Source organism: Nocardioides sp. SR21 (assembly GCF_022761125.1).
Classification (GTDB): domain Bacteria; phylum Actinomycetota; class Actinomycetes; order Propionibacteriales; family Nocardioidaceae; genus Nocardioides.
The window spans coordinates 361,211-384,279 of the sequence record NZ_JAKWJR010000004.1 but is presented as its reverse complement, the minus strand read 5'-3'; the positions used below and the strand labels follow the sequence as shown (position 1 = coordinate 384,279).

The following is a 23,069-nucleotide window of genomic DNA, read 5'->3' as shown; positions in this document are numbered from 1 at the left end:
AGAAGCCGGTCGGACCGGTCAGAGAACGAACGCGAGGGCGATACCGATGATCGCGAGCGCCTCGGCGAGCGCGAAGCCCAGGATCGCGATCGACTGCAGGCGGCTCTGGGCCTCCGGCTGACGGGCCACACCGCTGATGTAGGCGGCGAAGATCAGACCGATACCGACGCCGGGGCCGATCGCAGCCAGGCCGTAACCGATCATGTTGAGGTTGCCGTCCACGGCAGTTTCCTTTCGGTTGTTACTACTTCAGGTGGGTAGAGAAGCTGGGTTGATCTCGGGTTGATCTGGGGTTGATCTGGGTGGATCTGGGGTGGTGCTGGGAGAGGCTCAGTGCTCGTCGGCGATGGCGCCGGAGATGTACATCGCGTTCAGCAGGACGAAGACGTAGGCCTGCAGGAACTGGATCAGCACCTCGAGCAGCGCGACGGCGATGAAGAGCACCCAGGCGAGGAGGCCGACGCCGATGTAGGCGCCACCCATCTCGGTGATGAGGTACTGGCCGCCGAGCGCGAAGAGGATGAGCAGCAGGTGGCCGGCGAACATGTTGCAGAACAGACGGAGGGCCAGGGTGACCGGCCGGACCAGGATGTTCGACATGAACTCCAGCGGCACGAGCAGCAGGAGCATCGGGCCACCGATGCCCGGCGGCACCGTCTGCAGCTTGATGTAGCCGGCGAACCCGTGCTTCTTGATGCCGGCGCCGTTGTAGATCACCCAGCTCAGGATCGCGAGGCTGTAGACCATGCCCGAGCGCGAGAACGTGGGGAACTGCAGGAACGGGATGGTCGCGAAGAGGTTGTTGACCAGGATGAAGAAGAACAGCGCGAAGAGGTACGGGACGTACTTCGCGAAGTCGTGTCCACCGATGATCTCGCGGCCCACGGAGTTCCGGACGAACCCGTAGGCGCCCTCCCCCACGAACTGCAGGCGGCCGGGCACCATCGACCGGCGCCGCGAGGCCGCCCAGAAGAAGACGAAGACGATGACCGCGGCGAGCACGATCTGGAGCATCGGCTTGGTGACGCCGAGCACGAACTCCTGCCCGAACATCGTGAAGGTCTCGTGGCCGCCACCGATCGCCGGCAGGTCGAAGTCTGCCGGCGAGGGCGGCGTGAAGCCCTCGCTGCGCACCACGGCTGCGTAGGTCACCGATTCTCCTCTAGTTCTCTTCGTGCTGGTCGTGCGAGCTGTCAGGGGGCAGTGCGCGGTTGAAGCGGCTGAACGTCAGGTAGATGCCGAGTCCCGCGCCGAAGATGATCCCGATCGCGACGATGAAGTCGGTGTCGAGCCACCGGTCCAGCAGCCATCCCAGGAATCCGTAGAGCGCGACCCCCGAGACGATGTACCCGAACGCGTGCCACGGGTCGCCCCTGGGACGATCGTCGTGAGGCGCAGCCGACGGATCCTGCTGACTCATTGCGCCCCGGACAATAGCAGTCGGCTCGGGTCATCGTTCACCCCCCTCACGGGTGCCGGCCGCCACGACGGGGGCCACCGGCTCGGGCAGGTCGTAGATCGGGATCCGGCGGTCCGTGAAGAGCACGATCTGCACCGTCAGCCAGCCCAGCGTGCCGACGATCACCGTGCCGCCCAGCCACTGCCGGGAGATGGTCTCGTCGAGCAGGCCCGAGCCGGAGAGCGCCGCGAAGATCAGGCCCATCGCGAGGACCTGGAGGGTGTAGGTCAGCATCGCGAACAGCAGCGCCGCGGTCGGCATCAGCCGCGCCACGGTGTTGACGGTCAGCGTGCCGAACCCGAAGACACCGACCACGATGAGGGTGCCGACGAGGGCGCCGTACGCCGCGGCGGAGCCGTCGACGAGCGCGCCGACGAGCGTGACCAGCAGGCCCAGACCCAAGGTGGCCGACGCCGTTCGCACGAGCGCGACCGCGTTGCGGTCACGGGGTGCGCGAGTGGTCTCGGTCGTCATCGGGGCGGCCGTCCTGGTGGGCGATGGAGCAGCGTCCTGGGTGGTGCTGGAGGACGCTTGTGAAAACTAGCACAAGGTCCGACGTGGTCGAAAACGGAACGTTCCAAAGCGACGGTACGACGTCCTGGCGCCTCGCGACAGGCCCTCCCGCCAGGGTCAGGACGGGCCGGTGGAGGCGCTGTGCGGCGCGTGCAGCTTGGGCAGCACGAACGTCATCGCGACGGTCGCGACGGCCATCCCCGAGACCGAGGCCCACATCCACGCCTCGTCCGGGTACAGGCTGATCAACACCGTGCCGAACGCGACCAGCGCGGCCCACATCCACATGATCAGCACCGCCCGGCGGTGGGAGTGACCGATCTCCAGCAGCCGGTGGTGCAGGTGCTGCTTGTCGGGCGCGAACGGCGAGCGACCGGCCCGCGTGCGCCGTACGACCGCGAGGACCAGGTCGAGCATCGGGATGATCAGGATCGACAGCGGCAGCACGAGCGGGAGCAGCATCACCAGCAGGCTGGCTCGCGAGTTGCCGCCGCTCTCGCTGAGCTGGTCGGGCGTGAACTGACCGGTGAGGGTGACCGCGCTGGCCGACAGCACCAGACCGATCAGCATCGAGCCGCTGTCACCCATGAACAGCCGCGCCTGGTGGAAGTTGTGCGGGAGGAACCCGATGCAGGCGCCCGCGAGCGAGATGCTCAGCAGGGCGCCGGTGGTCGCCAGCGTCAGCCCGTTGATCTTGCCCAGCTGGTAGCAGAAGACGAAGAACGCCAGTGCGCCGATCGCGACGACCCCGGCCGCGAGACCGTCGAGGCCGTCGACGAAGTTCACCGCGTTCACGGTCGCCACCACGACGAACCCGGTGAGCAGGGCGCCCTGGGCGGGGTCGAGGGTGAACTGGGTGCCGTCGCGGCCGGCGAAGAAGACGTACTGGATCCCGAACGCGATCAGGAACCCGGCGGCGAGCACCTGTCCCCCGAGCTTGGTGAGCGCGTCGATCTCGAACAGGTCGTCGAGCACGCCGACCGCACAGATCAACGCCCCGGCGATCAGCACGATCGCGGCGTCGTGGAACACCAGCGTCCCGCTCCCGCTGGCGCTGAGGAACGGCAGCTCGCGGGCGACGAGGTACGCCGCCGTCAGCCCGCCGAGCATCGCCAGCCCACCGAGGTAGGGGATCGGGACCGCGTGCACGTCGCGGTCGCGCACCTTGGCGACCGCGCCGGTGCGCAGAGCGATCTCCCGCGCGATGACCGTGAGCAGGTAGGTCGTCGCGGCGGCGACGAGGAAGACGAGGAGGTACTCACGCACGGGCCGCGCCACTCCGATCTCGGCCGTCGCGAGCGTCGTCCGGGGCGTGCGATCGCGAGGCGCCGGAGCGAACGGCATACCTGACCGTATTTCGAGCAACGGCGACGCAGCGAGCGTGCGTCCCGGGCGGCGCGCAGGAGGGCGTGGGTCGAACTGGCACGGCCCTAGCCCTCGTCGGTCAGGGTCGCGCCGAGCGGCTCGAGGACCTCGTTGAGCTGCTCCAGCGAGAGGGCGCCGACGCGCAGCACCCGCCCCTGGTCGCCGGTCACGTCGACGATGGTGGAGGCCTCGCCGCCGGGCGACTCCCCCGCGTCGACCACGACGGCGACGTCCTCGCCGAGCATGTCGATCGCCTGGTCGGCGTCGGTCGCGGCCGGCATCCCGGTCTTGTTGGCCGAGCTGACCGCCAGCGGGCCGGTGCGCTCGAGGATCTCGCGGGCGACCTCGTGGTCGGGCATCCGGACGGCGACGGTGCCGCGGGTGTCGCCGAGGTCCCACTGCAGCGACGTCTGCTGGTGGCACACCAGCGTGAGCGGGCCGGGCCAGAACGCCTCGACCAGCGCGCGTGCGTAGCCCGGCACCTTGATCGCCAGGGCGTCGAGCGTGGTCGCGGCGCTGATCAGCACCGGCGGGGGCATCTCGCGACCGCGGCCCTTGGCGGCCAGCAGCCCGCGGACGGCGGCGGGGTCGAAGGCGTCGGCACCGATGCCGTACACGGTGTCCGTCGGCAGCACGACGAGCTCGCCGCGCTGGACGGCCAGGCTGGCCGCCTCGATCGCGGCCTCCCGCTCGTCGTCGGTGCCGGTGGGGTAACGCTCGCTCACAGTGCCTCCGTCTCCGCCTTCGGGGGTCATCGTGCCAGTCGCGCGGTCGTGAAGCGCGCTCGGCCCGCGAGGTCGGCGTGGTCGCGCACGTCGGCCCACCGGCCGGTGGCCGCGAACACGGCGGGAGCGGACTCGCCCTGGACGTCGGCGTGCTCGAAGCCGACCACTCCCCCGACCCGCAGCAGCAGCGCGGCCCGACGCTCGAGCACGCGGATCGCGTCCAGACCGTCCGCGCCGGAGAACAGCGCGAGGTGCGGGTCGTGGTCACGAGCCTCGGGCGCGACCGACTCCCAGGCCTCGAGCGGGATGTACGGCGGGTTGCAGGTGATCAGGTCGACGGCGCCGAGCAGGTCGTCGAAGGCGGTCGCGAAGTCGCCCTGGCGCAGGTCGACCCCGGTGCCCTCGAGGTTGCGCTCCGCCCAGCGGTGCGCCGGCTCGTCCAGCTCGACCGCATGGACGTGCAGGTCGGGGCGCTCATCGGCGAGCGCCTTCGCGACCGCCCCGGAGCCCGTGCAGAGGTCGACGGCGACGCCGCCCCGCGGAGCGACCTCGATCGCCCAGCCGGCCAGCAGCTCGGTCTCGGGCCGGGGCACGAAGACTCCGGGGCCGACGGCGAGCTCGACGTGGCGGAAGTACGCCGTACCGGTCAGGTGCTGGAGCGGCTCGCGGGCCGCGCGCCGGGTGATGAGGTCGTCGTACGACGCGAGCGCCTCGGCGGGCACCTCGTCGACCAGCGGCAGCTGCGACCGCGTCGTACCCAGCACGTGCGCGAGCAGCTCGGCGGCGTCGTGCTCGGGGCTCGCGACGCCGGCGTCGCGCAGCAGGTCGACGGCCGCCGAGAGCACGGCCCGCCGGCTCGTCACGACTCGAGCGCCTCGAGCTTCGCGGCCAGGTCGGCCTCGATGCAGGAGTCGAGGACCGGCTGGAGGTCGCCGTCGAGCACCTGGTCGAGGTTGTAGGCCTTGTAGCCGGTGCGGTGGTCGGAGATCCGGTTCTCCGGGTAGTTGTAGGTGCGGATCCGCTCGGAGCGGTCGACGGTGCGGACCTGGCTGCGGCGCGCCTCGCCGGCCTCGGCGTCGGCCGCGTCCTGGGCGGCCTGGAGCAGCCGGGCGCGCAGGATCCGCATCGCCTGCTCCTTGTTCTGGAGCTGCGACTTCTCGTTCTGGCAGCTGGCGACGATGCCCGTGGGGACGTGGGTGATCCGGACGGCGGAGTCGGTGGTGTTGACGCTCTGCCCGCCGGGCCCGCTGCTGCGGTACACGTCGATGCGCAGGTCGTTCTCGTCGATGGTGACGTCGACCTGCTCGGCCTCGGGGAACACGAGCACCCCGGCGGCGCTGGTGTGCACCCGGCCCTGCGACTCGGTGACCGGCACCCGCTGCACGCGGTGCACGCCGCCCTCGAACTTCAGCAGCGCGTACGGCGCCGTCCCCGGCTCGGAGGCGCCCTTGGCCTTCACCGCGACGGTGACGGACTTGTAGCCGCCGAGGTCGGAGTCGGCGGCGTCGAGGATCTCGACCTTCCAGCCGCGCGCCTCGGCGTACCGGGTGTACATGCGCAGCAGGTCGCCGGCGAACAGCGCGGACTCCTCGCCGCCCTCCCCCGACTTCAGCTCGAGGATGGCGTCCTTCTCGTCGGCCTCGTCGCGGGGCACGAGCAGCCGGCGCAGCTTCTCCTCGGCCTCGGGGAGCCGCGCGGTCAGGGCGTCGGCCTCCTCGGCGAACGCCGCGTCCTCGGACGCGAGCTCGCGGGCCGCCTCGATGTCGTCACCGAGCTGCTGCCAGTCGCGCCAGGCGCCGATGATCGACGACAGCGTGGAGTAGCGCTGGTTCAGCTTCTTGGCGAGCCGGGGGTCGGCGTGCGTCTCCGGCTCGGCCAGCCGCGCCTCGATGTCGGCGTGCTCGGCGAGCATCCCCTCAACGGCCTCGAACATCAGTGCTCCTCGTAGACGTGCTTAGGTTTCGAGACGAGCCGCGCAGCCCGTCGCTTCGCTCCGGCCGGCGCCGGCTCCCTCAACCTCCCGGCCCGGTCCTTGTCGCTCAAGCGCGCCTAGGAGCCGGGACATAGAACGAGCGCCGGTCCCCGCACGTGGCGGGAACCGGCGCTCGGTCGGAGCTACTTGGAGGCGTCGGCCTTCTTGGCGTAGCGGGCCTCGAAGCGGGCGACGCGGCCGCCGGTGTCGAGGATCTTCTGCTTGCCGGTGTAGAACGGGTGGCACTGCGAGCAGACGTCGGCGTGGATCGAGCCGGAGGTCGCGGTGCTGCGGGTGGTGAACGACGCGCCACAGGTGCAGGTCACCTGGGTCTCGACGTACTCCGGGTGGATGTCCTTCTTCATGGTGTCCTCTCCTCGGCCGCCGGGTCGCCTCTCCCACTGAGAAGGCGTGAACCGGAGCCAGCCAGTAATTCTGGCACGAGACTCAACGCCGCGGTAATCGAGGTTGTTCCCGGTGGTCGAGGTGCGACGGCGCTCTGGCGCCTGAGCCTCGAACCCACCGGGTCTCGGCGAGCTCGGCCGACAGGCGGGGCCTAGGAGCGGCGCGTGAAGGCCGGCACGATCCGCGGACCGTCGCCGTCCAGGTCGCCGCCGAGGGTGAGCCCGCTCGCCTCGGCGAGCTCCTCCGCCGCGAGCCGGTCCTCCTCCGCGATCAGCTCGTGCGGCATCGGGGCGGGCAGCCCATCGGCGTGGTGCTCCAGCCGCACGGTCACCGTGGTGCCGGTGCCCTCCTCGGAGTCGATGACCACGTCGCCGGAGTGCTTGTCGACGATCGTCTGCATGATCCGCAGGCCCAGACCGGTGCCGGCGATCTCGTTGTGGATCGCGTTGGACGCCCGGAAGAAGCGGGTGCCGAGCCGGTCGATCTCCGCCGCAGGGATGCCGATGCCGTGGTCGGTGACCGAGACCTCGACCTGATGGCCGTTCTGGGTGAGCACGACCTCGACGGTCCCGCTCTCGTGGCTGAACTTCACGGCGTTGGTGACGACGTTGAGGAACGCCCGGTGCAGCATCGCCCGGTCGCCGAGCACGGGTACGACGGCGTCGGGCATCGCGACGTCGATCCTGATCGAGCGCCGGGCCGCGGTGATCCGCACGTCCGTGACCACCTCCCGGACGAGCTGGGCGAGGTCGATCGGCTCCATCTCGGTGGCCCGCGCCTCGGCCTTGGACAGCGCCAGCAGGTCGTCGATGAGCAGCTTGAGCCGGGTCACGTTGCGGCGGGTGGCCTCGAGCATCCGCTCGTGCCGCGGCTGCATCTGGTCCTCGAACTCGTCGGCCACCAGCTCGAGGTAGCCGCTGATCGTGGTGAGCGGCGTGCGCAGCTCGTGCGAGACGTTCGAGACGAAGTCGTCGCGGGCGGTGTCCAGGGACCGCAGCTCGTTCTGGATCCGGCCCTCGACCGCCCGCGCCCGCGCCGTACCGTCGGCGAACTCGTTGAGCGCCAGGGCGACCGCGCGAACCTCCTTGGGGCCCTGGAGGTCGGCGCGCACGTCGTGCTCGCCCTTGGCCATCCGGTGGACGACCTGCTCGAGGGCCAGCAGCGGCTCGGAGAGCTCGGCGAGCAGCTTGCGGCGCGACTGCGCGATGACGTACCAGGCGGCGAGCGCGAGCAGCACGACCGCGAGCACCGTCCCCTTGAGGCGGAACGACGCGTCGGCGCTGGCCTGCCGGACCCGGCTGTCGAAGGCCTGGGTCGTGGCCTGGTGCGCGCTGCGGATCTGGTCGAAGGCGTCGGTGCCGGCCTTCGCCTGCTGCGCGGTCGGTGCCGTGCCCGGCTCGGCGTCCATCACCGGCTGGGCGTAGCTGTCGATCCAGCGCGCGGCGGCGCGCTCCTGGCGGACGACGAGCATCTCGAGCTCGTTGTCACCCTCGGCGAAGCGGCGTACCGCCTGCTGGTCGGCCGGCAGCCGGAGCAGCGCCTGCTCGTAGGCGTCGGCGGCACTCTCCTGGCCCGATCCCGACCAGGCCGCGGTCGCCGCGGACATGTCGGTGAGGTCCTGGTAGACCTGCTGGTTGGCCGCGGCCGCGGGCTGCAGGTCGTGGGTCAGGTAGTTGACGGCGTTCGTGGACAGCACGACACCGGTGACCGCGATCACCGCCATCAGGGCGGCCATCACCGACACCCGCACGATCACGGGTTGGACCAGTCGCGCGACCGGCCGGCCTCCACTCATCGTTCGTCACATCCCCCGGGCGCGCCCGTGAGCACGCACTCCGACAGTGCACCCCCGCACCGCCCCCTGCGGCGAGGGTACCGCCGTCACCAGCGTCGTATCTCGGGAATCGCTCAGGTGGAGCGCGAGAGCAGCGCCTGCACGCGCGAGGCGAGCTCGCGCGGGCTGAACGGCTTCGTGATGTAGTCGTCCGCCCCGGAGTCGAACCCGGTCTCGACGTCGGACTCCTGGGCCCGCGCCGTGAGCAGGATGACCGGGAGGTCAGCCAGCGCCGGATCGGCACGGATCGCACGGATCGCGTCCAGGCCCGAGACGCCCGGCATCATCACGTCGAGCACCGCGAGGTCGGGACGTTGGGCCTGGCAGGCCTCGACCGCCGCCGCTCCGTCCGACACCGCTACGACGTCGTGTCCGAGCGTCGACAGCTTGAACTCCACGAGCTCACGGATGTCGACGTCGTCGTCCGCGACCAGGATCCGAGCCAACGGGTTCCCCTTCCCTTCAGGCATGTGCGTGCGCAGCCTATCCGGCATCGGCCGGACCGGCAGGTCAACCTCGGACCTCGATACGGTCAGTCGTCCCGACCGGTCGGCGCCGTAGGCGTGGTCTTCTGGATCTGCATCAGGAACTCGACGTTGTTCTGCGACTTCTTCAGCCGCTCCAGCAGCAGCTCGAGCGCCTGCTGGCCGTCGAGGCCCGAGAGCACCCGGCGCAGCTTCCAGACGATCGCGAGCTCCTCCGGGCTGAGCAGCAGCTCCTCCCGGCGGGTGCCGGACTGGACGGCGTCGATCGCCGGGAACAGCCGCTTGTCGGCGAAGTCGCGGCGCAGCCGGATCTCCATGTTCCCGGTGCCCTTGAACTCCTCGAAGATCACCTCGTCCATCTTCGAGCCGCTCTCGATGAGCGCGGTGGCGAGGATGGTCAGCGAGCCGCCGTTCTCGATGTTGCGGGCCGCGCCGAAGAACTTCTTCGGCGGGTACAGCGCCGCGGAGTCCACGCCGCCGGACAGGATCCGGCCGCTGGCCGGCGCGGCCAGGTTGTAGGCGCGGCCGAGCCGGGTGATGCCGTCGAGCAGCACGACCACGTCGTGGCCGAGCTCGACGAGGCGCTTGGCGCGCTCGATGGCGAGCTCGGCGACCATCGTGTGGTCGCTCGCGGGCCGGTCGAACGTCGAGGAGATGACCTCGCCCTTCACCGAGCGCTGGAAGTCGGTGACCTCCTCCGGGCGCTCGTCCACGAGCACGACCATCAGGTGGCACTCGGGGTTGTTCGCCGCGATCGAGGCCGCGATCGACTGCAGGATCATCGTCTTGCCGGCCTTGGCCGGGGACACGATCAGGCCGCGCTGGCCCTTGCCGACCGGCGCGGCGATGTCGATCACGCGGCCGATCAGGTTGTCGGGCGTGGTCTCCAGGCGCAGCCGCTCGGTCGGGTACAGCGGGGTGAGCTTCGAGAAGTCCACCCGGTGCTTGGCGGTCTCGGGGTCGGCGCCGTTCACGGCGTCGATGCGGACCATCGGGTTGAACTTCTCCTTGCGCTCGCCCTCGCGCGGCTGGCGCACCTGGCCGACGATCGCGTCGCCGCGACGCAGGCCGAACTTGCGGACCATCGACAGCGAGACGTAGACGTCGTCGGTGCCGGGCAGGTAGCCGCTGGTCCGGACGAACGCGTAGTTGTCGAGCACGTCGAGGATGCCGGCCGCGGGGACGAGCACGTCGTCCTCGAGGATCGTGGTGTCGGGCTCGTTGCGCCCCCCGCCGCTCACGCTGGGGACGCCGGAGCGGTCCCGGTCGCGGCCACGGCGGCGCCGGTTGCGACGGCTGCCCTCGCCCTGGCCCTCCTCGCCCTCCTGGGCCTGGTTCTGCTGGTTCTGCTGGCCCTGGTTCTGCTGGGCCTGGCTCTGCTGACCCTGGTTCTGCTGGCGGTTCTGCTGCTGGCTCTGCTGGCGGTTCTGGCTCTGCTGGCCCTGCTCGCGGCTCTGGTCCTTGTTCTGGTCCTTGTTCCGCTCGCGCTGCTGGTCGCGCTCGCCCTGCTCGGGCTCCTGCTCCCGGCCCTGCTGCTCCTTGGCCTGCTGGGCCTGCTTCTCCTGCCGCTGCTGCTTGTCCTGGCGCGGCTTCTTCTGCTTCTCCGCCGGCTTGTCATCAGCCTGCGGCTGGTCCTCGGCCTTCGGCTTCTCCGGCGCCCGCTCCTGCGGAGCCTTCTCCTGGGGAGCCTTCTCCTGGCGCGGCTTCTCCGGAGCAGCCTTCTCCTGGCCGCCGCCGCCGCTCTGGCGGGCCTTGATGGCCTCCACCAGCTGCGCCTTCTTCATCGAGCCGGCGCCCGAGATGCCCATGCCGCCGGCCATCGCCTTGAGGTCGGCGAGCAGCATGGAGTTGAGCCCACCGCCGCGCTTCTTGGCGCCCTTGTCGGCGTCGCCAGCGGGGGCTTCGATGGTGTCCGTCACGTGAGGTCCTTCCCACGTATCAGTGCCGCACGAGCGATCGCCGTCGGCTGCTGGTCATGGCTTCCTCGCCCTTGATGAGGGCATGCGACCGAGTCGCACCGATCAGAGGAAGAGTTCGCGCGGAAGAGTTCCGGCGCACCGCCAAGATACACCTCGGCGCGTGCGTCCGGTCACAGGACCCGCGCGCCGTCGCGGTCGACGTGCAGGTGGTGGGCGACCCAACCCTCCGGACAGCGCGCGGCGAGCGCCGCCGCTCCGGAGGCGTCGGTGAACGCGAGCACCGTCGGCCCGGCTCCCGACACCGTCGCGGCGACCCCGTCGGCGCGCAGCGCGTCGATGAACGCGAGCGAGTCCGGCATGGCCGGTCGGCGGTAGCCCTGGTGGAGGAAGTCGCGGGTGCCGCGCCAGAGGTGCTCGGGCTGGCCGGCGAGCGCCGCCACCAGCAGCGCCGTACGGCCCGCGTCGGCGGCCGCGTCGGCGTGGGGCACGTCGCCCGGCAGCAGCCCGCGGGCGACCTCGGTGGAGACCGGGGTCGGCGGGACGAACACGACGACCTCGATGCGCGGGTCGACCGGCGAGCCGACGGAGTAGAAGTCGCCCTCGCGGCCGGAGATCTGGAAGCCGCCGTAGAACGCCGGGGCGACGTTGTCCGGGTGGCCCTCGATCCGGGCGGTGAGCGCGAACGCCGCGTCGTCGTCCATCAGCAGCGACCCGCCGGCGACCAGCGCCCGGGCGAGCACCACGCCGGCCACGATCGCGGCCGAGGACGACCCGAGACCGCGGGCGTGCGGGATCACGTTGGTGCAGGAGAGCCGCAGGCCGGGAGGCTGGGCACCCATGGCGTCGAACGCCTCGCGCATCGAGCGGACCACGAGGTGCGACTCGTCGCGGGGTACGCCGTCGGCGCCGGAGCCGTCGACCTCGACGACCAGGCCGGAGCCGGTCACCTCCGCCTCCAGCTCGTCGCGCATCGTCAGGGCGAGGCCGAGCGAGTCGAAGCCGGGGCCGAGGTTCGCCGACGTCGCCGGCACCGAGACCCGGACCGGGCCCTCGACGTACCTAGCCATTTCTGGCTCTCATGCCAGCCCGGCGGCGGCCGCGGCAGCGGCCACGTCGGCGTCCACGACGACGTCGACGATGGTGCCGCCGCTCTCCGTGAAGCCCTCGAGCGCGGTGACGGTGTCCTTGAGGCCGTGCCCGGTCACCGTGACCGCGACCGTCGCGCCACGGTAGGACTCGCCGGCGGCGATCTCCTGGAGGAGACCGGCCACGCTCGCGGCGGACCCCGGCTCGACGAAGACGCCGTCGCGGGACGCCAGCTCGCGCTGCGCGGCCAGGATCTGGGCGTCCGTGACCGAGGCGAACCGGCCGCCGGACTCGTCGCGCGCCGCCTCGGCGAGCTTCCACGAGGCGGGGTTGCCGATCCGGATCGCGGTGGCGCGGGTCTCCGGGTCGGGGAACGGCTCGCCGGTGACCAGCGGTGCCGCGCCCTCGGCCTGGAAGCCGCGCATCACGGGGGTCTTGGTGGCTGCCCCGAGGTCGAAGTACTGCGTGTAGCCCAGCCAGTACGCCGAGATGTTGCCGGCGTTGCCGACCGGCAGGAGGTGGTAGTCGGGGGCGTCGCCGAGGAAGTCGACGATCTCGAACGCCGCGGTCTTCTGGCCCTCGAGCCGGACCGGGTTGACCGAGTTCACGAGCGCGACCGGGTAGTCCCACGCGAGGCCCTTGGCCATCGCCAGGCAGTCGTCGAAGTTGCCGCGCACCATGATCACCTGGGCGCCGTGCAGGATCGCTTGGGCCATCTTGCCGGCCGCGATCTTGCCCTCGGGGACCAGCACGAGCGGCTTGAGGCCGGCCTTCGCGGCATACGCCGCCATCGACGCGGAGGTGTTGCCGGTCGACGCGCACACGACCGCCTGGGCGCCGTCGTGCTTGGCGACCGAGATCGCGGCGGCCATGCCGCGGTCCTTGAAGGACCCGGTCGGGTTGTTGCCCTCGACCTTCAGCCAGACGTCGGCTCCGGTCAGCCCGGACAGCCACTCGGAGAACACCAGCGGGGTGCCGCCCTCACGGAGCGTGACCGCGACCGTGCCCTCGGGGATCTGCAGCAGCTCGCGGTACTCGTCGATGACCCCGCGCCACTGGTGGGTTCTACTCACTCCGATGCTCCTTCAACGCGCATCACCGAGGTGACCTCGCGGACGATGTCCATGCCGCGCAGGTGGTCGACCGTCGCGGCCAGCTGCGCGTCGGTCGCCTCGTGCGAGACGACGACGAGCTGCGCGTCGGCGTCGCGGCCCTCCTGGCGGACGGTCTGGATCGAGACGCCGTTCTCGGCGAACGCCGTGGCGACCGCGGCCAGCACGCCGGCGCGGTCGTCGACGTCGATCGCGACGTGGTAGCGGGTGACGGTGTCCCCCATCGGCAGGACCGCCCGGTCGGCGTACGCCGACTCACCGGCGCCGCGGGTGTCCGCGAGCCGGTTGCGGGCGACCGTCACCAGGTCACCGAGCACGGCGGACGCGGTCGGCGCCCCGCCTGCGCCCGGGCCGTAGAACATCAGCTGGCCGGCGGCCTCGGACTCGACGAACACCGCGTTGTACGCCTCGCGGACCGAGGCGAGCGGGTGCGACCGGGGAATCATCGCCGGGTGCACCCGGACGGCGACCGCGTCCTCTCCCCCGGATCCGGCTCTGAGCTCGCAGATCGCGAGCAGCTTCACGACGCTGTTCATCTCGACGGCCGACTGCACGTCGGCGGCCGTGACCTCGGTGATGCCCTCGCGGTAGACGTCGGCCGCGGTGACGCGGGAGTGGAACGCGAGCGAGGCGAGGATCGCGGCCTTCGCGGCGGCGTCGAAGCCCTCGACGTCGGCGGTCGGGTCGGCCTCGGCGTACCCGAGCTCCTGGGCCTCCTCGAGCGCCTCGGCGAAGCCGGCTCCGGAGGTGTCCATCTTGTCGAGGATGAAGTTCGTGGTGCCGTTGACGATGCCGAGCACGCGGGTGACCTTGTCGCCCGCCAGGGACTCGCGCAGCGGCCGCAGGATCGGGATCGCGCCGGCGACGGCGGCCTCGTAGTAGAGGTCGCGGCCGGCCTTCTCGGCCGCCTCGAACAGCGTCGGGCCGTCCTCCGCGAGCAGCGCCTTGTTGGCGGTGACCACGGACTTGCCGCTCTCGAGCGCGGCGAGGATCAGGCCGCGGGCCGGCTCGATGCCGCCGATCACCTCGATGACCAGGTCGACGTCGTCGCGCGTGACCAGCGCCATGGAGTCCGTCGTCAGCAGCCCGTCGGGCACCTCGACGTCGCGCGGCGCGTCCAGCCGGCGTACGCCGACCCCGACCAGCTCGACCGGCGCGCCCACGCGGGCAGCCAGGTCGCCGGCCTGCTCACCGAGCAGGCGGACCACCTGCGAGCCGACCGAGCCGCAGCCCAGCACCGCCACCTTGAGGGGCTTGTCGCTCTCCATTACTGATCATCACCCATGTCCGTTGCCAACAGGTCGTCCTCAGTCTCTCGTCGTACGACGACGCGCGCGACTCCGTCCCGTACCGCGACCACCGGCGGCCGGAGGGCGTGGTTGTAGTTCGAGGCCATCGAGCGACAGTAGGCGCCGGTGCCCGGGACCGCGAGCAGGTCGCCCGGACGCACGTCGCCGGGCAGGAACTCGTCCTTGACCACGATGTCGCCGGCCTCGCAGTGCTTGCCGACCACCCGCGAGAGCACGGGCGCCGCGTCCGAGGAGCGCGAGGCGAGCGTGCAGGAGTAGTCGGCGTCGTACAGCGCGGTGCGGATGTTGTCGCTCATCCCGCCGTCGACCGAGACGTAGGTGCGCACCGCTCCCCCGTCGAGCTGCACCGGCTTCACGGTGCCGACGGTGTAGACGGTGCACATCGCCGGGCCGACGATGGCGCGGCCGGGCTCGATCGACAGCCGCGGCTCGGGGATCCCGAGGCCGCGGCACTCGTGCTCGACGATCTTGCTCATCTCGGTGGCGAGCTGAGCCGGGTCGGACGGGTCGTCCTGCGTCGTGTACGCGATGCCGAAGCCGCCGCCGAGGTCCATCTCGGGCAGCGTGACGTTGAGCTCCTCGGAGATCCGCGCCTGCAGCGCGAGCACCCGCCGGGCCGCGACCTCGAAGCCCGACGAGTCGAAGATCTGGCTGCCGATGTGGGAGTGCAGGCCGAGCAGCTCGAGACCGGGCACGGCGAGGACGCGGCGTACCGCCTCCATGGCCTGGCCGTTGGTGATCGAGAAGCCGAACTTCTGGTCCTCGTGCGCGGTCGCGATGTACTCGTGGGTGTGCGCCTCGACGCCGGCGGTGACGCGGATCATCACCTTCGAGGTCATCCCGTCGGCGGTGATCGACGCCAGCCGCTCGATCTCGTCGAACGAGTCGACGACGATCCGGCCGACGCCCACCGACACCGCGCGACGCAGCTCCATCAGCGTCTTGTTGTTGCCGTGGTAGCCGATCCTGGCGGGGTCGACGCCGGCGCGCAGCGCGACGGTGAGCTCGCCGTTCGAGCAGACGTCGAGGCTGAGCCCCTCCTCGTGCACCCACCTCGCGACCGCGGTGCAGAGGAAGGCCTTGCCGGCGTAGAAGACGTCGTAGTCGGAGAACGCGTCGCGGAACGCGCGGGCCCGGGCCCGGAAGTCGGCCTCGTCGAGGACGTACGCCGGGGTGTTCACGTTGGCGACCAGCTCGGGGACCGCCAGCCCGCCGACGTGCAGCTCACCGTCGACCTTCTCGGCGGTCGTCGACCACAGGTGCGGCACCAGGGCGTTGGGATCGTGGGGCGCCTGCAGCCAGGCAGGACCACGGAGGGCGCCGGGCGCGTGCGCCCAGCCGGCTTCGTGGGTCATCGCGGGGTCCCTGCGGCGTTGGTCGACGGAGGAGCGGAGCGGGGCAGGCGACGAGCGCCGTGGGGTGACGTCACATCCGCTCCGGGGAGGAGACACCGAGCAGGTGGAGGCCGTTCGCGAGGACGGTCTGAGCCGCGACGGTGAGCACCAGGCGCGCCTCGTTGATCGGCGCGACCGGCTCGTCGCCCTGCGGGAGCATCCGGCACTCCTTGGTGTCGTACCACCGGTTGAAGACCGAGGTCGTGTCCTCGAGGTAGCGCGCGACGCGGTGCGGCTCGCGCAGCTCGGCGGCGCTCGCGACCACCCGCGGGAACTCGGCGAGCGCGCGGAGCAGCTCGCCCTCCTTGTCGTGGGACAGCAGCGACGGGTCGAAGTCCTGCGGCAGCGTCATCCCGAGGTCGGTCGCGTTGGCGATCATCCGGCAGGAGCGGGCGTGGCCGTACTGCACGTAGTAGACCGGGTTGTCGTTCGACTGGCTCGCCCACAGGTCGAGGTCGAGGTCGATGTTCGAGTCCGAGCTGTAGCGGGTGAGCGCGTAGCGCGCCGCGTCGACGCCGATCGCGTCGACGAGGTCGTCGATGGTCACGACCGTGCCCGCCCGCTTGGACATCCGCACGGGCTCGCCGTCGCGGAGCAGGTTCACCATCTGGCCGATGAGGATCTCGAGGTTCTTGCCCGGCTCGTCGCCGAACGCGGCGCACATCGCCATCATCCGGCCGACGTACCCGTGGTGGTCGGCGCCGAGCATGATGAAGCAGCGGTCGAAGCCGCGCTCCCGCTTGTCGAGGTAGTACGCCAGGTCGCCCGACAGGTAGGCGCCGGTGCCGTCGGACTTGATGATCACGCGGTCCTTGTCGTCACCGAACTTCTCGGTGCTCAGCCAGATCGCGCCGTCCTTCTCGTAGGTGTTGCCGAGCTCGGTGAGCCGCGCGACCGCGCGGTCGACGGCGCCGCTGCGGTGCAGGTTGTTCTCGTGGAAGTAGACGTCGAAGTCGACGCCGAACTCGTGGAGGCTCTTCTTGATCTCCTCGAACATCATCTCGACGCCCTCGGCGCGGAAGACCTCCTGCGCCTCCTCGTCGGTGAGGTCCTTGACCTGCGGCGCCTTCGCGACGACCGCCGCAGCGATCTCGTGGATGTAGTCGCCGCCGTAGCCGTCCTCGGGCGCCGGCTCACCCTTGGCGCTGGCGAGCAGCGACCGGCTGAACCGGTCGATCTGGGCGCCGTGGTCGTTGAAGTAGTACTCGCGGGTGACGTCGGCGCCGGCCTTCTCCATGATCCGGCCGAGTGCGTCGCCGACGGCCGCCCAGCGGACGCCACCGATGTGGATCGGGCCGGTCGGGTTGGCGGACACGAACTCGAGGTTGACCTTCTCCCCCGCGAACGCGTCGTTGGCGCCGTACGCCGCTCCCGCCTCGACGATCTGGCCCGCGACCGCGCCCTGCGCGCCCGCCGCCACCGTGATGTTGAGGAAGCCCGGCCCGGCGATCTCGACGCCGGCGATGCCGTCGGTGGCCTCGAGCCCCTGCTGCACGAGCGTGGCGAACTCCCGCGGGTTCATCCCGGCCTTCTTGGCCAGCTGCATCGCGACGTTGGTCGCGTAGTCGCCGTGCCCCTTCTGCCGGGGTCGCTCCACCGTCACCGTCGTCGGGACGCCGTCCGGCAGGGTGATCGCACCCTCGGTGGACAGCGTCGTCAGCACGTTGACGATCGCGGTGGAGAGCTGCTCAGGAGTCACCGGCCAAGGGTATCGGCGACCCACCCGGTCGGCTGAACCGATATCGCCGCCATGGACGCTGGACCCGATTCGCCGCTGCCCGGGGGGCGCTGTAGGGTTCGATCCGCAGTCCGTGGTGGCTCCACACCGCGGACCGCATGCCTCCGTAGCTCAGGGGATAGAGCACTGGTTTCCGGTACCAGGAGTCGAAGGTTCGAATCCTTCCGGGGGCGCCCTCTTCGTCGGTCGAGCCTGTCGAGACCCCCGCACCCGAGCGCCCGCGTTCACCGACTGGGTCTCGACACGCGGGTCGCGACCTCGCGAGCTCGGTCGGCGCCGCTCGCTCGACCACCATCAGCGGATCCGCTGACGCGTCTCCGCTAGCAGCGCTCGATCGTCGCGTCCTTGCGCGCCTGGTCGCCGTAGCTGCGTGCCTGCTCGGTGAACGGGAGCACCACGCTGGCGCCGCCCACGTTGCCGATGCTGCCCTGCACCACGCAGGTGGTGACCTTGCCGGGCTCCACGTGCGCGACCGCCTGGGCGAGCTTGTAGAGCTCCGCCGGGGAGAGGTTCGTCGACAGGTGCTGCATCACGGTCAGGACGCCGCGGTCGATGAAGCCCGGCGCCGCTGCGCGCTCGTGGATCCGCGCCTGGATGCCGCGCAGCACCCGCTGCTGGTTGGCCGACCGGTCGAAGTCGCCCCGGATCAGGTTGTGGCGGATCCGGGCGAACGCCATCGCGTCGTACCCGCCGAGGTGGATCTTGCCGGCCGGGAACCCCTTGGCCTTGAGGTAGGGGTCGTCGAACGCGACCGGGTTGCGGACGGTGATGCCGCCGATCTCGTCGATCATCGCCTGGAAGTACTTGAACCGGCTCACGAAGACGTAGTCGGGCTGGATGCCGACGAGGTTGCCGACCGTCTCGCCGAGGAGCTGCGGGCCGCCGTAGTAGAGGGCGGCGTTGATCTTGTCGTAGCCGTGCCCGGAGACCGGGACCCAGGAGTCGCGGGGGATGCCGATCGCGGTGGCCGCGCCGGTGCGGGTGTCCATTCCGACCAGCTGGAGGGCGTCGCCGCGGACGCGGTGCATGTCCTCACCCGGTCGGGCGTCGGAGCCGACCGCGAGGATCCAGATGAGGTTCGGGTCGACGTCCACGCCGTCGGCGCGGTCGAGCTTCACCAGCGTGAACTCGGTGCTCTTCACCGCCGAGTCCGGCACGACCACGGCCAGCACGAGGAACGAGAGCGCGATCGCGCCCAGACGGAGGATCCTCCGGAGCATCACACCGCTCCCTTCGTCATGTCGTAGCCGAAGACCTGCCAGCCGGCGTCCTCGTGGGTGAGATAGAGCCGCCCCTGGACCCGGACCTTCTTCTCCACCGACCCGGTGGTGCGGAACTCGAGCAGGACCCGGGCGGTCACCGCCCGCGCGAGCTGCTCGACCGACAGCACGTCGAGCACGACCCGGCTGCGCCTCACCTCGACGCCGTCGATCCGGGTGCCGACGTCCTGGTTGCTCATCAGGGCCTGGTCCTTCCTGGCGAGCGCCCGGGCGCCGGCGGTGAAGCCGGGCCACGAGTCGGCGAAGTCGCGGCGGGGGTAGTCGCCGCCGACGTACGCCGCCTGCGTCCAGCCCTCCACGACCGCCCCGATCTCGGTGACGACCTTGACGCGCTCGGCCTTCGGGAGGCGTCCGGTGAGCTTGCCGACCAGCACCTTCGTCTCGACCGGCGGCTCGGCCGGCGTGGCCGACGGCGGGACCGCCGCCGGCTCGTCCGGGCTGTCCTCGGAGCCGCTGCAGGCACCCGCGGCGAGGGTCAGGACGAGCGCGAGCACTGTGGCACCCGTCACTCGTCGAGCGGTACTTCTCATCGGTCCGAGACTCCCCTACTGCCGTCGTCGTTCCCGGCATTGAACGTGACATCTGTGTGGCTCGCGGCACACCACGCCGAATTGAGACCCTTGGCCCTGCATTTGCTGGGGTGGGGGTCTAGCCTTGACGACTGAAACTCCCCCGCGCACGTACCGGAAGAGGCGAAACAAGCCGTGCCGCATTCCCCAGGCAACCAGTCCAACACCCCCTCCGCCGAATTCGGCGCCAACGAGTGGCTCGTGGAGGAGATGTACGACCAGTACCAGCGTGATCCAGGCAGCGTGGATCCCACCTGGGTGAAGTACTTCCAGAGCAACGGCCAGGCCGCCGGTACGACGGCTGGTACGACGGCCGGCACGACCAACGGCACCGCCGCACCGGCCGCGAAGGCCGCCGCACCCGCCGCTCCTGCCGCTCCCGCGCCGGCCAAGCCGCAGCAGGTCGAGCACAAGGACCCGACGCCGACGCCCGCCCCGGTCGCGAAGCCGCGCCCCGAGACGAAGGCCGCCGAGCCGGCCAAGGGCACCTCGAGCCCGATGCCCAAGGAGTCGAAGCCGGCCGCCCCGGCGCCGGCCAAGGACGAGCCGACGTACACCGTGCTCCGTGGCGCCCCGGCCCGCACCGCGCAGAACATGGACAGCTCGCTGTCCGTGCCGACCGCCACGTCGGTGCGCTCGGTCCCGGTGAAGCTGCTGTGGGACAACCGCACGGTCATCAACAACCACCTCGCCCGCGCCCGCGGCGGCAAGGTCTCGTTCACCCACCTGATCGGCTACGCGCTGGTCAAGGCGGTGCGCTCGATGCCGGAGATGAACGTCGGGTTCGAGGTCGTCGACGGCAAGCCGAACCTCGTGACGCCCGCGCACATCAACCTCGGCCTCGCGATCGACGTCCCGAAGCCGGACGGCTCGCGCCAGCTGCTGGTCCCGAGCATCAAGGCCGCCGAGTCCATGGACTTCGCCGGCTTCTGGACCGCCTACGAGGAGATCGTCCGCAAGGCTCGCGACAACAAGCTGACGATCGAGGACTTCCAGGGCACCACGATCTCGCTGACCAACCCCGGCGGCATCGGCACCAGCCACTCGGTCCCCCGCCTGATGACCGGCCAGGGCGCGATCATCGGCGTCGGCGCGATGGAGTACCCGCCGGAGTGGCAGGGCGCGTCGGACGACGCGATCGCGCGCAACGCGATCAGCAAGGTCATGACCCTGACCTCGACGTACGACCACCGCGTCATCCAGGGCGCGCAGTCCGGCGAGTTCCTCAAGCGGGTCCACCAGCTGCTGCTCGGCCAGGACGACTTCTACGACGAGATCTTCCGCTCGCTGCGGATCCCCTACGAGCCGATCCGCTGGGCCGCCGACATCTCGACGTCGCACGACGACGAGATCAGCAAGCAGGCCCGGATCCTCGAGCTGATCCACGCCTACCGCGTGCGCGGCCACATGATGGCCGACACCGACCCGCTCGAGTACCGCCAGCGCAGCCACCCCGACCTCGAGGTCGAGTCGCACGGGCTGACCCTGTGGGACCTCGACCGCGAGTTCGCGACCGGCTCGTTCGGTGGTGAGGGCCGTCGCTTCATGAAGCTGCGCGGCATCCTCGGGATCCTGCGCGACTCGTACTGCCGCACCACCGGCATCGAGTACATGCACATCATGGACCCGGAGCAGCGCCGCTGGATCCAGGAGCGCGTCGAGCAGCCACACACCAAGCCGCCCCGCGAGGAGCAGCTGCGGATCCTGCTGAAGCTCAACCAGGCCGAGGCGTTCGAGACGTTCCTGCAGACCAAGTTCGTCGGCCAGAAGCGCTTCTCCCTCGAGGGTGGCGAGACCACGATCCCGGTCATCGACGAGATCTGCGAGGCGGCCGCCGAGGCCGGGCTCGACGAGGTCACCATGGGCATGGCGCACCGCGGCCGGCTCAACGTGCTCGCGAACATCGTGGGCAAGAAGTACTCCCAGATCTTCCGGGAGTTCGAGGGCAACATCGACCCGCGCACCGTCCAGGGCTCCGGCGACGTGAAGTACCACCTCGGCGCCGAGGGCGAGTTCGAGGCGGGCTCGAAGGACCGGATCAAGGTCTCGATCGCCGCGAACCCGTCGCACCTCGAGGCCGTCGACCCGGTCGTGGAGGGCATCGCCCGCGCGAAGCAGGACGTCCTCGACAGGGGCGCGGAGTACCCCGTGCTCCCGCTGCTGGTCCACGGTGACGCCGCGTTCGCCGGCCAGGGCGTGGTCGCGGAGACGCTGAACCTCTCGCAGCTGCGCGGCTACCGCACCGGCGGCACGATCCACGTGGTCGTGAACAACCAGGTCGGCTTCACGACCTCCCCGGGCTCGTCGCGCTCGTCGCTGTACTGCACCGACGTCGCCCGGATGGTGCAGGCGCCGATCTTCCACGTGAACGGCGACGACCCCGAGGCGTGCATCCGCGTGGCCCGGCTGGCGTTCGAGTACCGCCAGGCGTTCAACAAGGACGTCGTCATCGACCTGGTCTGCTACCGCCGCCGCGGTCACAACGAGGGCGACGACCCGTCGTACACGCAGCCGCTGATGTACGACCTCATCGAGCAGAAGCGCTCGGTCCGCAAGCTCTACACCGAGTCCCTCATCGGTCGTGGCGACATCACGATCGAGGAGGCCGAGCAGGTCCTGCGCGACTACCAGCAGCAGCTGGAGCGGGTCTTCACGGAGGTGCGCGAGGCCAGCACGCAGCCGTCCGAGTGGACGACGATCCCGGACTACCCGGACAAGCCGACCGGCGAGACCCGCACCGCGATCTCGGGCGAGGTCATGAAGCGGATCGCCGACGCCTACGTCACGCCGCCGGACGGCTTCACCGTCCACCCGAAGGTGATGCCGCAGCTGCAGCGTCGTTCCGCCGCGATCGCCGACGGCCCGATCGACTGGGGCACCGGCGAGATCCTCGCGTTCGGCTCGCTGCTGATGGAGGGCCGCCCGGTCCGCCTGGCCGGCCAGGACTCGCGCCGCGGCACGTTCGTGTCCCGCTTCGCGACGATCATCGACCGGACCAACGCCGACGAGTGGACGCCGCTGACCTCGCTCACCGAGGACCAGGCGAAGTTCTACGTCTACGACTCGCTGCTGTCGGAGTACGCCGCCCTCGGCTTCGAGTACGGCTACTCCGTGGCGCGTCCCGACGCGCTGGTCCTGTGGGAGGCGCAGTTCGGCGACTTCGTCAACGGCGCCCAGACGGTGATCGACGAGTTCATCACCTCGGGTGAGACGAAGTGGCGCCAGCAGTCCGGCGTCGTGCTGCTGCTCCCCCACGGCTACGAGGGCCAGGGACCGGACCACTCCTCGGCGCGCATCGAGCGGTTCATGACGATGGCCGCCGACGAGGCGTTCACCGTGGCGCAGCCGTCGACGCCCGCGTCGTACTTCCACCTGCTGCGGCAGCACTCGCTCGGCGAGGACCACAAGCCGCTCATCGTCTTCACGCCGAAGTCGATGCTCAAGCGCAAGGAGGCGGCGTCCACCCCGGAGGAGTTCACCACCGGGACGTTCCGCCCGTTCATCAGCGACGCGACCGCCGACCCGAACGAGGTCGACACGCTGCTGCTGTGCTCGGGCCGGGTGACGTGGGACCTGATGGTCGAGCGCGCCAAGCACGAGGACGCCGGCCGCTTCGCGATCGCGCGGATCGAGCAGCTCTACCCGCGGCCCGAGGACGAGATCCGCGCCGAGATCGCGCGGTTCCCGAAGCTCAAGGCCGTGCGCTGGGTGCAGGACGAGCCGGCGAACATGGGCCCGTGGCCGCACTACGCGGTCAACGTCTGGCCGCACGCCGACGCCCAGGTCGAGCTCATCGGCCGCCCGGAGTCCTCCTCCCCCTCGGTCGGCACCGTCAAGCGCCACACCGAGGAGCAGAAGGACCTGCTGGCGCGGGCCTTCAGCTGATCGTGGTGACGGGGTCTC

Annotated in this window: 20 protein-coding genes and 1 tRNA gene; 2 read left to right on the top strand and 19 right to left on the bottom strand. The window is 70.7% G+C overall.

The features are described 5' to 3' along the window. Nucleotides 1-18: 18 nt before the first annotated feature. The 17 genes from atpE to argS form a co-directional block, all read right to left on the bottom strand. Nucleotides 19-204, bottom strand: a complete 186-nt coding sequence (gene atpE / locus MJ604_RS10225) for an ATP synthase F0 subunit C (protein WP_082550515.1) — start codon at nt 202-204, stop codon at nt 19-21. Between the two features lie 126 nt (nt 205-330). After that, nucleotides 331-1,152: a F0F1 ATP synthase subunit A gene (atpB, locus tag MJ604_RS10220; protein ID WP_243058236.1), complete on the bottom strand. Its 822-nt coding sequence runs from the start codon at nt 1,150-1,152 to the stop codon at nt 331-333. Nucleotides 1,153-1,162: 10 nt separating this feature from the next. Continuing rightward, nucleotides 1,163-1,420, bottom strand: a complete 258-nt coding sequence (locus MJ604_RS10215; RefSeq protein ID WP_243058235.1) for an AtpZ/AtpI family protein — start codon at nt 1,418-1,420, stop codon at nt 1,163-1,165. A gap of 30 nt (nt 1,421-1,450) precedes the next feature. Continuing rightward, nucleotides 1,451-1,933, bottom strand: coding sequence for a hypothetical protein (locus MJ604_RS10210; protein ID WP_243058234.1), 483 nt, complete (start codon nt 1,931-1,933; stop codon nt 1,451-1,453). A gap of 156 nt (nt 1,934-2,089) precedes the next feature. Beyond that, nucleotides 2,090-3,238: a glycosyltransferase family 4 protein gene (locus MJ604_RS10205; RefSeq protein WP_243058233.1), complete on the bottom strand. Its 1,149-nt coding sequence runs from the start codon at nt 3,236-3,238 to the stop codon at nt 2,090-2,092. A 164-nt stretch (nt 3,239-3,402) separates the two neighbouring features. After that, on the bottom strand, nt 3,403-4,062 hold the full coding sequence (locus MJ604_RS10200) for an L-threonylcarbamoyladenylate synthase (protein ID WP_243058232.1): 660 nt from the start codon (nt 4,060-4,062) through the stop codon (nt 3,403-3,405). A 26-nt stretch (nt 4,063-4,088) separates the two neighbouring features. After that, the gene (gene prmC / locus MJ604_RS10195; protein ID WP_243058231.1) at nt 4,089-4,925 is read right to left on the bottom strand and encodes a peptide chain release factor N(5)-glutamine methyltransferase; all 837 of its coding nucleotides are present in this window, start codon (nt 4,923-4,925) and stop codon (nt 4,089-4,091) included. After that, a complete protein-coding gene (gene prfA, locus MJ604_RS10190; RefSeq protein WP_243058230.1) occupies nt 4,922-5,995 on the bottom strand; it encodes a peptide chain release factor 1 in 1,074 nt (357 codons plus the stop codon). The genes prmC and prfA overlap by 4 nt, the downstream gene beginning before the upstream one ends. A 182-nt stretch (nt 5,996-6,177) precedes the next feature. Further along, nucleotides 6,178-6,399, bottom strand: a complete 222-nt coding sequence (gene rpmE, locus MJ604_RS10185) for a 50S ribosomal protein L31 (protein ID WP_243058229.1) — start codon at nt 6,397-6,399, stop codon at nt 6,178-6,180. Between the two features lie 191 nt (nt 6,400-6,590). Continuing rightward, complete coding sequence (locus MJ604_RS10180; RefSeq protein WP_243058228.1) at nt 6,591-8,234, bottom strand: cell wall metabolism sensor histidine kinase WalK; 1,644 nt, start codon at nt 8,232-8,234, stop codon at nt 6,591-6,593. A gap of 113 nt (nt 8,235-8,347) precedes the next feature. After that, a complete protein-coding gene (locus tag MJ604_RS10175; RefSeq protein ID WP_243058227.1) occupies nt 8,348-8,743 on the bottom strand; it encodes a response regulator transcription factor in 396 nt (131 codons plus the stop codon). 62 nt (nt 8,744-8,805) lie between these two features. Then, complete coding sequence (rho, locus tag MJ604_RS10170; protein ID WP_374458343.1) at nt 8,806-10,677, bottom strand: transcription termination factor Rho; 1,872 nt, start codon at nt 10,675-10,677, stop codon at nt 8,806-8,808. Between the two features lie 170 nt (nt 10,678-10,847). Next, on the bottom strand, nt 10,848-11,744 hold the full coding sequence (thrB, locus tag MJ604_RS10165) for a homoserine kinase (RefSeq protein WP_243058226.1): 897 nt from the start codon (nt 11,742-11,744) through the stop codon (nt 10,848-10,850). Between the two features lie 9 nt (nt 11,745-11,753). Continuing rightward, on the bottom strand, nt 11,754-12,842 hold the full coding sequence (thrC, locus tag MJ604_RS10160) for a threonine synthase (protein WP_243058258.1): 1,089 nt from the start codon (nt 12,840-12,842) through the stop codon (nt 11,754-11,756). Next, a complete protein-coding gene (locus tag MJ604_RS10155; RefSeq protein ID WP_243058225.1) occupies nt 12,833-14,143 on the bottom strand; it encodes a homoserine dehydrogenase in 1,311 nt (436 codons plus the stop codon). Before MJ604_RS10155 ends, thrC begins: the two co-directional genes overlap by 10 nt. Beyond that, a complete protein-coding gene (gene lysA, locus MJ604_RS10150) occupies nt 14,143-15,540 on the bottom strand; it encodes a diaminopimelate decarboxylase (protein WP_243058224.1) in 1,398 nt (465 codons plus the stop codon). The genes MJ604_RS10155 and lysA overlap by 1 nt, the downstream gene beginning before the upstream one ends. 70 nt (nt 15,541-15,610) lie before the next feature. Continuing rightward, on the bottom strand, nt 15,611-17,278 hold the full coding sequence (gene argS / locus MJ604_RS10145; protein WP_243058223.1) for an arginine--tRNA ligase: 1,668 nt from the start codon (nt 17,276-17,278) through the stop codon (nt 15,611-15,613). Between the two features lie 139 nt (nt 17,279-17,417). Between argS and MJ604_RS10140 the strand changes: the two genes are divergently transcribed. Then, nucleotides 17,418-17,490, top strand: a tRNA-Arg gene (locus tag MJ604_RS10140). Nucleotides 17,491-17,637: 147 nt separating this feature from the next. Here the strand turns inward: MJ604_RS10140 and MJ604_RS10135 are convergent. Together MJ604_RS10135 and MJ604_RS10130 are read right to left on the bottom strand one after the other, a co-directional pair. Further along, a complete protein-coding gene (locus MJ604_RS10135) occupies nt 17,638-18,537 on the bottom strand; it encodes an LCP family protein (protein WP_243058222.1) in 900 nt (299 codons plus the stop codon). Continuing rightward, entirely contained in the window at nt 18,537-19,106 is a 570-nt protein-coding gene (locus MJ604_RS10130) for a hypothetical protein (RefSeq protein ID WP_243058221.1), read from the bottom strand. The genes MJ604_RS10135 and MJ604_RS10130 overlap by 1 nt, the downstream gene beginning before the upstream one ends. A 195-nt stretch (nt 19,107-19,301) precedes the next feature. Here MJ604_RS10130 and MJ604_RS10125 point away from each other — a divergent pair, with 195 nt between their 5' ends. Continuing rightward, nucleotides 19,302-23,051 carry a multifunctional oxoglutarate decarboxylase/oxoglutarate dehydrogenase thiamine pyrophosphate-binding subunit/dihydrolipoyllysine-residue succinyltransferase subunit gene (locus MJ604_RS10125; RefSeq protein ID WP_243058220.1) on the top strand — a complete coding sequence of 1,250 codons (3,750 nt, stop codon included), beginning with the start codon at nt 19,302-19,304 and terminating at the stop codon, nt 23,049-23,051. Nucleotides 23,052-23,069: the final 18 nt, after the last annotated feature.